This window comes from Deltaproteobacteria bacterium (genome assembly GCA_016219225.1).
In the GTDB taxonomy this organism is placed as follows: Bacteria; Desulfobacterota; RBG-13-43-22; order RBG-13-43-22; family RBG-13-43-22; genus RBG-13-43-22.
In genome coordinates this window covers 34,320-44,136 of record JACRBX010000090.1, presented here as the reverse complement: position 1 = coordinate 44,136, position 9,817 = coordinate 34,320, and the positions used below count along the sequence as shown (strand labels likewise).

At 49.1% G+C, this 9,817-nt stretch carries 9 protein-coding genes; all 9 read left to right on the top strand.

Going from position 1 to position 9,817, the window contains the following annotated elements; genetic code table 11:
• A partial coding sequence (locus tag HY879_07635; GenBank protein ID MBI5603211.1) for a phosphoenolpyruvate synthase occupies positions 1–579 on the top strand: 579 nt, incomplete at its 5' end.
• Between the two features lie 14 nt (positions 580–593).
• Positions 594–1,622: an amidohydrolase family protein gene (locus HY879_07630; protein MBI5603210.1), complete on the top strand. Its 1,029-nt coding sequence runs from the start codon at positions 594–596 to the stop codon at positions 1,620–1,622.
• Between the two features lie 23 nt (positions 1,623–1,645).
• Positions 1,646–2,377 carry an HAD hydrolase-like protein gene (locus tag HY879_07625; GenBank protein ID MBI5603209.1) on the top strand — a complete coding sequence of 244 codons (732 nt, stop codon included), beginning with the start codon at positions 1,646–1,648 and terminating at the stop codon, positions 2,375–2,377.
• 5 nt (positions 2,378–2,382) lie between these two features.
• Complete coding sequence (locus HY879_07620) at positions 2,383–3,012, top strand: hypothetical protein (GenBank protein MBI5603208.1); 630 nt, start codon at positions 2,383–2,385, stop codon at positions 3,010–3,012.
• Positions 3,013–3,055: 43 nt separating this feature from the next.
• The gene (locus tag HY879_07615) at positions 3,056–4,186 is read left to right on the top strand and encodes an NADH:flavin oxidoreductase (protein MBI5603207.1); all 1,131 of its coding nucleotides are present in this window, start codon (positions 3,056–3,058) and stop codon (positions 4,184–4,186) included.
• Positions 4,187–4,564: 378 nt separating this feature from the next.
• Entirely contained in the window at positions 4,565–6,241 is a 1,677-nt protein-coding gene (locus tag HY879_07610) for an AMP-binding protein (GenBank protein MBI5603206.1), read from the top strand.
• Positions 6,242–6,244: 3 nt separating this feature from the next.
• Complete coding sequence (locus HY879_07605; GenBank protein MBI5603205.1) at positions 6,245–7,006, top strand: SDR family oxidoreductase; 762 nt, start codon at positions 6,245–6,247, stop codon at positions 7,004–7,006.
• A 166-nt stretch (positions 7,007–7,172) separates the two neighbouring features.
• A complete protein-coding gene (locus HY879_07600) occupies positions 7,173–8,297 on the top strand; it encodes an acyl-CoA dehydrogenase family protein (GenBank protein MBI5603204.1) in 1,125 nt (374 codons plus the stop codon).
• Between the two features lie 195 nt (positions 8,298–8,492).
• The gene (locus HY879_07595; GenBank protein MBI5603203.1) at positions 8,493–9,782 is read left to right on the top strand and encodes an ABC transporter substrate-binding protein; all 1,290 of its coding nucleotides are present in this window, start codon (positions 8,493–8,495) and stop codon (positions 9,780–9,782) included.
• The last annotated feature ends 35 nt before the right edge of the window (positions 9,783–9,817 follow it).

The window sequence follows — 9,817 nt, the reverse complement described above, 5'->3', positions numbered from 1 at the left end:
GGAATGATGGATACCTTCCATTACTTGAAAGAAAGGGAGGAGATCCTGAAGCACATAAAACTGTGTTGGGCTTCCTTGTGGACTTCGAGGGCGACTTTTAACCGTTATCATAAAAAAATTGACCATCATCTGGGGTTGATCGCCCCGATCGTTCAGAAAATGATTAATCCCGAGGTGGCCGGCATTTTATTTACCGCCAACCCGATAACCAGCAGCCAAAAAGAGATGGTCATTGAAGCCAATTGGGGGTTGGGCGAATCGGTTGTTTCCGGCAAATCCATGAACGATTTTTTCTCATTGGATAAAGCAACCCTTAAGATAAAACAAAAGAAGATCGCCAAAAAGACGGTTATGGTTTGCTTTGACGAAGAAAAAGGGGTTGGAAGGAAAGAGATCACTGTGAATCCCGACCTAATGGACAGACCTACTCTCTCGGATGACCAGGTGCAGGAATTGGGTCAAATCGGGATTACGATAGAAGGATTGTTTGGTGTCCCTCAGGACATCGAATGGGCTTACGAAAAGGGAAATTTATTTATCCTGCAAAGCAGAAATATAAAAAATCTTAAAGAAGAATAAGGAGGAAGAAACCCATGGCACAAAGGACTGTTGATGCCCACAATCATTGGTATCCCAAGGAATATCTCGAATATCTCTGCAGCCGGGGGGCCAAGAACTCCCCTAACGGCGTTCACGACGGCGGGACCCATTACCGGATGTGGTATGAGGGTGTTTGTGTGGCCCATATCGACCGAGCCGGTCACTATGATCTGGATGAAAGAATTAAAGACCTCGATAAGGGCGGTTTAGATACCCAGCTTCTCAGCGTCACCATCCCGGGGCCGGAAACCCTGGAGAGAGATATCGGTATTTATTGGGCTCAAAAGTGTAACGATGCCCTTAAAAAGGCCACTGAAGATTATCCGGGACGGTTCTATTTCCTGGCTTCTCTTCCCTATCAGGATCCGGATGAAGCCTGTAAAGAATTGGAAAGGTGCCATCAGATGGGTTGTGTCGGGATTCAGATGTTTTCCAATTTTAATTTTGAACCTATTTTTCTGGAAAAATATCATGGCATTTATGACATGGCCAACAAATATGAACTTCCCATGCTGATGCATCCAGCCGTTCCTATGACCAAAGACGTGATGAACAAAATGCGGCTGCCTTATCAGCTTTGGGGTTACACCCTGGATACCAGCATGGCCGTCCTGAGCCTAATCTTCCAGGGCGTTATGAAGAAATACCCCAAGTTAACCATTGTTCACGGCCATTTGGGCGGCATGGTCCCTTATTTTGTTCGAAGATTACAGGATTCCTATAAAGGCTACGGAAAGGAATGGGGGGTTGTATTGGATGAATCGCCTGATATTACCTATAAAAACAGGGTCTATCCGGATACCACTTCATTCTATCATCCAGCCATGAAGTGCTGCCTGGAATGGGTCGGTCCGGACCACATGTGTATTGGAACCGATTATGCCCATCGGGTCGGTGATCCGGAGGGGGCCATCAAGGCGGTCAAAGAGGTGGGAGAGCAGGCCGGGCTCACACAAGATGAGATTGATCTGATCCTGGGCAAAAATTTGGAAAGACTCTTTAAATTACCGCCCATGAAATAAGAGAAAAAGAAAGATCGATTCCTATGGAAGTGAAATGGTGCGGATTTGATTATGGCCAGTGTATCATGGAGCCGGGAGGGTTAAGGAATCCCCATGTCTTTGGCGATATTTACAAGGGGCTGGGCAAGCCGGAATTAATCCCCGACAAAATCCAAAAATATAGAATCCTCAAGGAGAAATACGGAGATTACGGCCGAATTAAAGAAGGGCATCGGGATGAAATCTATAGTTTCGTTCTGGATAATGATCCTCAAGCCCTCGAACTTTTCAGCCAGAAAGAACAAGAGTACTTGCAGGTTGGAGGGGGCTTGGAAGAGGCCCTTTCTTACCTGCAGGCCCAGGGGATAGAGCTTCAGGTGGTCTCTGAAATGAAAAAGACCCTCGGTCCCGTAGGAACGGATATGGTTTCCCGTTTTTTAAAAAAAAGGGGACTGGTTAAATACTTTAAAGAATTGATTACCCCCCAGGGTAAATTCAATCTGGAAAACGATACCACTGATTTGAAATATAAAGGCCATACTAAAAAAGACGGCAGGATTTATGATGTCCTGGCCCGGGAATTAAGGGAGCGGGGGATCGAACCCCAGGAGGCCGTTATGATCGGGGACAAACCGGAAACCGATATTAATCCGGCTCATGATCGGGGTTTTAAGACCATTCAATATATCGGTTTTATCGATTTAGGGGAGTCCAAAGCCGATCTGGTCATCCAATCCTTTTTAGAACTCAAAACAATCCTCAAAAAGAAGGAATAAATCCGGTGTCGCAACCCAGGCCCAAAATGGTAACGGTTGAATTCGAGGATGGTTCAAAGACCACTGTTGTCTTTGACTCCCTGCCCCTGTCTTTTCAGAAAGAACTTCTGAATCACCCCATTTTTAGCCGCCCCAGCCCTTTCCCTGAAAAGGAGAAATACCTCCTTCTGGAATGGGAAGACGGCTGGAAAGAGGTGATCCGGGTGGATCCGGCCTGTTCCGGAATTAATCGTTATTATGTCATCAGCCGACCCGAAGACCGGGGGAGACTCTCTTTAAACAAACCTGACGGCTATCCGGAACTGATTGAAATCAACCGAAAGCCCTTGCAGCTTATAAGGATTCATTTTGAAGAAACCTTTTCCTTGACGAAAAGCAAATCCCTTCGGGAAGGCAGTAAAACGGATCATTTTTTTCATCTGGAAAAAACAGAGGATGTCCTTTCGGAGACAATTTTGACCCTCAGGAAAGCCATAGAAGGAGATGGGCTGGATCTCCGAAAGCTCAAAGATTTTCCATCCGCCCGGCTTCAGGATGTGGCGGCCAAGATCTGGGCGAAGCTTGGAATCCGGGCGGGTCAACGACAACAGGACCTCTATGATTTTATTGCCGCCTTGGTTCGATTGACAAGGTAATTTCTTCATAAGCCGGTTAACAATTTAATAAAGGAAGTCTGCTATGGAGCTTTTCGAGCCTTATTACTTGAATAATAAGCTTAAACTGTCCAATCGAATCATGATGCCGCCGGTGGTCACCCGGTTGGCCACCGAAGAGGGAAAGGTCACGGAAGAATTAATCAATAGATACCTGCTCTATGCCCGGGGGGGTGCGGGTATTGTTGTCACCGAAGCCGTCTCCGTTAAAAAACAAAAAAGCGGCCAGTTATTACGCTTAAGTGACGATGAATTTATATCAGGACTGAAGGAATTGACCAACCAGGTTCATCAGGAAACCGAGGCCAAGATCGCCCCCCAGATTATTCACTTCCTGAAAATCTCGCGAAGCGGATATCGTCAAAAGGTGGAAGACTTGCCCCTCGAGGAGGTTCAGGAAATCCCCCGGCTGTTCGCCCAGGCCGCTTACCGGGCCCGCCAGGCCGGATTTGATGCTGTTGAGCTCCACTTTGCCCATGCCTACACCATGTCTTCTTTCCTGTCGCGCCATAACCACCGGAAGGACGATTACGGGGGAAAACTGGAAAACCGGATGCGTCTGGCCATAGAAGTTGTCCAGGCCGTGCGTCAGGCTATTGGTGATGATTTTGTCCTTGGCGCCCGGATAAACGGGGATGAATTCACCCTGGGTGGAAACACCCTCAGCCATTCACGCCCTATTGCCTTACGCCTGGCTGAGCTCGGTCTTGACTATATCAGTATCTCGGCCGGGGGAAAGTTTGAAGATGCCATCTCCAAAGAAGGGGAGTCGTTGGATCCCTATACCGGTTACAGTGGAAATCGATCTATGCCCCCGCTTTGGATGCCCGAAAAAGTCAATGTCTATTTAGCCGCTGACATCAAGAAAACCTTAAATCAGGCCGGTTTTTATCCCACGATTATTACCGCGGGAAGGATTCCAACGGCCCAAATTGCCCAGAAGATCATTGAAAATTCCGAGGCGGACATGGTGGCCATAGCCCGTCCCATCCTCTGTGATCCTTTTTGGCCCAAAAAGTCCCAGGAAGGACGGGAAAAGGATATCGTCAAGTGCGTTTACTGCAACAAGTGCCGGGAGGCCGAAGGGGCCTACGAGGAAGTTACTTGCGTTCAGTGGAAAAAGAAAGACGGGAGCCTCCAAATACCAAAACCGTAAATTCGTGGGCCCTTCAATTTTCTTCGCAAGAAGATAGGTGAACACAACTATTTGTAACACTTTAGGTGTTTGAAAAGAACGCGTTGTTCACCGCAAAGCCGCGAAGTACGCAGAGAGAATCATTATTGTACAATCCCGTGAGAGGCGGGATTGTACAAAACAACTCTGGCCTCCGGCCATAATTATGCGGTCGACTTCGTCGACCTAAAACAAAGGCTTCCGTTTGGAAGCCGGCCGAAGGGTAGCGAAAGCTTTTCCTTTCTGTCCTCTCAACAGAAAAGAAAAATTATTTCCCCTTTGCGTTCTTGGCGACTCTGCGGTGAAAATAGTTTTTCAAAAAGCTAAACTGATACAAAACTATTTTATAAAGGCCTTGGTATGAATCTGGATGGTTTTACCCCTTATGATTCAAAAGCAGCCGAAGGGTATGAAAAAAAGCGCTGGTGGTTGGGCCTAACCCTGGGAGATATGCTCGACAAGGCCAGCGATCTTTATCCGGCCAAAGAGGCCCTGGTTGGACAGGGAAAAAGATATACCTACAAGGAACTCCGGTCCCAGGCCGACACCTTGGCTTGCAGCTTGCTTCGATTGGGATTTAACCCAGGGGACCGGGTCCTTCTCCAACTGCCTAACTGGCCTGAATTCGTTATTTCCTATTTCGCCCTGCAAAAAGCCGGACTGATTATGGTCTTGCTGACCATAAACCACACCGCCAGGGAAGTCTCTCATCTGGCCGAACTCACCCAGCCCAGGGGATGGATCGTACCCGATCACTATCGCAAATCAGAATTCTTCCCACTCATTGAGCAGGTTCAAAGTCAAAACCGGTGTTTGCAGCAAATTATTTTAGTGAGTCCCGCCAGGCCGGTAAAAAAGGATGGAAAACTCTGGTTTGATGACCTGGTAACCAGACAGGTATCTTCCTCGGAAATAGAACGCACCCTGGAGGGTGCCCGGCCCGATCCGGGAAATGTTTGCCAGATCTTGCCCTCGGGAGGAACTACCGGTCTTCCCAAGGGTGCCCCACGGACCCATAACGATTATATTTGTAACGTGGAATACACCTCCCGGGCTTGGGATGTCAACGTCACCGATACCTGCCTGGTCACCTCGACCGTTGGACATAACCTGGCCCTGCTGGTCTGTGTAACCGGTCCGCTCTTTCACGGGGCGACAGTGGTCCTGATGGATTCGACCCATCCCCAGGATTTTTGCCGATTGGTCCAGGAAGAAAAGGTGACCTGTACCGGGTTGGTGCCTACCCTGATCAGCCGCATTGTTAATTATGAAGGGCTTGAGAATTATGACTTAAGTTCCCTAAAAAAAATTTATGTCGGGGCGGCTAATAGCCCGCCCGAATTGGTCCGAAGCGTAGAAAGCAAAATGGGTGCCCGGTATATCAATGCCTTTGGAATGGTGGAAGGTCCCTGTTCTCAATCACGTCCTGATGATCCCATAGAAATCCGCTTCAATACGATCGGACGGCCCGTCTGCCCTTATGACCTGTTTATTACCCTGGATCCCGATGGAAATCAGACTCCTCCTGGTGTGGAAGGTGAATTAGCGGCTAAAGGCCCTGGGGTATTTACCGGATACTTCAAAAATCCCCAGGCTAACCAGAAGGCCTTTTCCTTAGACGGGTTTTTCCGAACCGGCGACCTGGCGGTCATTGACGGTCAAGGGATTATCCGGATCACCGGCCGGATAAAAGACATCATCATTCGCGGTGGCGAAAATATTGCCGCCAGGGATGTGGAGGATCTGGTCTCATCTTATCCCGGTGTCGAATACGTCGCAGTGATCGGCATGCCTGATCCGGATCTTGGAGAACAGGTATGTGCCTTTATCAAACCCCTTGCCGGATCAGAAATCACCCTGGAAGAAATCCGTCGTTATCTGGAAAAGATGGGAGCCCCTAAAGCCCATTTGCCGGCCAGGGTAGAGTTGGTATCACTCATTCCCCTGACCGCCGCCGGAAAAGCGGATAAAAAGGTCTTGAAGCAACGCATCGAGGATATAGTAAGAAATGCATTAAATCCCACGCTGAAGGAGTGAAAAATGAAGTTAAAAGGAAAAACAGCCATCGTTACCGGTGGCGCCAGGGGCATAGGGCGCGCTATCGCCTTACGTCTGGCCCGGGAAGGATCCCATATCGGTTTATTGGATATTCAAAAAGAGGCGGCCCAGAAGACAGCCGAGGAGCTGACGGGCTTAGGGGTCGGTGCTTTGGCCCTGGATTGCGATGTAACCGACTATGAGAGGGTCAAAGAAGCGGTAGCCAAGATTCATCAGCAATTCGGGTCCATCGATATCCTTATCAATAACGCCGGCATGGATGTCTCCAGGTTTTTTGTGGATACGGACCAGACCCTCTGGGATAAAATGATTAATGTCAATTACCGGAGCTTCTTAATGACTACCCATGTTTGTCTGCCTTATATGATTCAACAAAATAGCGGCAATATCGTCAGTCTCGGCTCAGATGCCGGAAGGATAGGAAACTCCGGGGAGGTCATTTATTGTGGTACCAAGGCGGCGATTATGGCCAGTTCCAAGGCCCTGGCCAGGGAGTTGGCCCGATATAACATACGAGTTAATTGCGTCAGCCCCGGCCCAGTCCAGACGGACCTTTTAACGGGGTTGCATGAAGGGGAAAAAGGAAAGAAAATCATGGAGGCCGTGGCCAAAATGATCCCTTTGAAACGCCTCGGAGAACCGGAAGATGTGGCCGATGTGGTGGCCTTTTTTGTAAGCGATGACGCCAGATACTTAACAGGACAGGTACTGAGTGTCGATGGTGGTTTGACCATGATCGGGTAATTAAGCCCTCAGGCCCATAGAGGTACCACAAAGCATGAAAAATCGAATATCGAATATCGAATGTCGAATCATGAATATCGAAGTAAGGTTGGTTTTGAACCCGTATTCCGGGACCCGTAACTCGTAACCTGCAACGGTATTTTCGAACTAACGGAAGGAGTATACCATGGATTTCAGCCTTTCAGATCAAATCTTAAAATATAAGCAAGAGGCCAGAGAATGGGTGGAAAAGGTTTTGGATCCCTTGTCGGGACCTTTAGAAGAAGAGGAACGGATCCCTGAAGAATTAGTCGAAGCCTTAAGAAAGGGACGGTTTTTCGGTCTGACCATCCCCATGGAATATGGAGGCCAGGGATGGACGGCCGTGGAATGGTTCACTGTTTTGGAAGAGCTCTCCAAAGCCTATGCCACCGTCCGCTTGATCGCCCATACCATGAACGGGCTTTTTTGGCGCCCCCTGCTCTATTTCGGCACGGAGGAGCAAAAGAAGAACTATCTGCCCAAATTGGCGACCGGTGAAATTTGGGCCGCCAACAGCCTGACCGAACCCGAAGCCGGAACCGGAAAGGATATCAATTCCAAAGCGGTCCGGGATGGGGATCATTACCTTTTAAATGGCCACAAATGGCTCATCACCCTTTTCCCGGATTATACCAAATTGATTTACGCCTTTGCGGCCACGGACGAAGGCGTTACCTCGTTTTTGGTGGATGTTCCCACGGAAGGAGTGATCCTTAAACCCATGCCCAAGATGATGGGATGCATTGGACCACGCCATTTTAACGGGGGGTACGAAAATTGCCGTGTGCCCGCCTCCCAGGTCCTCGGGGAGAAAGGGAAAGGCCTGGACGTAGCCTTTGGGATGCTTCATTTAAGCCGGGTGTCGATTGCCTTTTGCTGTGTTGGCCTGGCCCAACGGATGCTTGATCTGGCGGTTGATTACGCCAAAAAGAGAACTACCTTCGGCAAACGGATTGCCCAGCGCCAGGCCATTCAGAATAACATTGCCCAGATGGGAACCGAAATTCAGGCCGCCCGCCTGTTAGCCTACGAAGCGGCCTGGAAATTTGATGCCGGTCAGGATATCGTTAAAGAGGCGGCCATGGCCAAATTGTTTGCCGAGCAGGTGGCCATTCGCGTTTCTGAAATGGCTCTGCGTATCCATGGGGGGATCGGCTACACCAAGGCCTATCCCATGGAAAGGCACTTCCGGGACGTCCGCTCTTTTCATTTTGAAGAGGGGACTGAAGAGATTCAGAAGCTTTTAATTTCTCGATTTTTGCTTAAATAAAACTGCCGGGTAATTGGCCATTTGACCAACATTTTGAGCAAAAATTATTAACTGGATGGTATAGGAACTTCCTTTTTGGACGCAGATCGACGCAGATTGTCAAGATTTTGAATATAGAATAGTTATCTGCGGGTATCGGCGAAAATCAGCGTCCTAATTTATTAAGCAGTTAACATTTAAAAGGGGAGGGGGATTATGAGCCACAAAGAAATATTGGGGAAAGGGGTTTCACGGAGGGACTTTTTAAAAACAGTAGGCGCTGCCGGTCTGGTGGTTGCCGGGGGTTCCTTGGCGCCATTAACCGCCCGGGCCGAGTCCAGGGACCACATTTTAATCGGCCACCCGACTCCGGCCACCGGTCCTATTGCCGCCTTTGGGGAAACATCGGCCTGGGCCGACAAGAAACTCGTAGAGGAAATCAACAAGGGTGGGGGCATTTTTATTAAAGAGCTGAATAAAAAACTCCCGATTAAAGTCAAACCCATGGATACCGAAAGCAACCCAACCAAAGCGGCCGAGGTGGCTTCCAAATTGATTCTTCAGGACAAAGTTGATTTGATGGTCGTCCTGCACACCCCGGATACGGTCAACCCCGTGGGGGCCATCTGTGAAAGATACCAGGTTCCTTGTATTTCTTCCGTGGCCCCTATCGAACCCTGGTTGACCGGAGGACCTTATAAATGGACCTTCCATTATTTTTGGTCTCTGGACCAAATTATCAACGTCTATACCGGGATGTGGAATGAAAATGCCGGGAGAACCAACAAGGTGGTGGGCGGTCTCTGGCCCAATGATCCCGACGGGACCGTTTGGGCCCAGGAGTTTTCCAAAAAGCTCCAGAGTATGGGTCACAAAGTCATCGATGTGGGCCGCTTTCCTTATGGCATGCAGGATTTCAGCAGCTTTATCAGCACCTGGAAAAAGGAGAAAGTGGATATCCTGACCGGAGTACCCATTCCGCCTGATTGGGCCACGGCCTGGAGACAATGCCATCAACAGGGATTTATACCCAAGATGGCCACCATTGGAAAGGCCTGCCTTTTCCCGGCGGCCATGGAAGCTATCGGCGGAAACCTCCCCCAGGGATTGACTACGGAAGTTTGGTGGACCCCCTGGCATCCCTTCAAATCCTCTTTGTCCGGAAAAACCTGTAAAGCCCTGGCTGACGAATGGACCAAAGATACCAAGAGACAGGCCACCCAGCCCCTGGGATTCGACTATGCCGCCTTTGAAATAGCAGCCGATGCTTTGAAAAGGGCCGGTTCTCTGGATAAAACCAAAATCCGGGAAGCCCTGGCCCAAACCAAACTGGATACGGTGGTCGGACCTATCAAGTTTAATGATAAAAATTATTCATCTACGCCTTTAGTGGGCGGTCAATGGGTCAAGGGAACCAAGTGGCCCTGGGAACTTCAAATCGTTTACAACAAGGAATATAAAAAGATCCCGACCACCGGCAAGCTACTCTTCCCGATCCCCAAATAAAACCTTATGACGGGCCACCCAAAGTGGCCCATTAA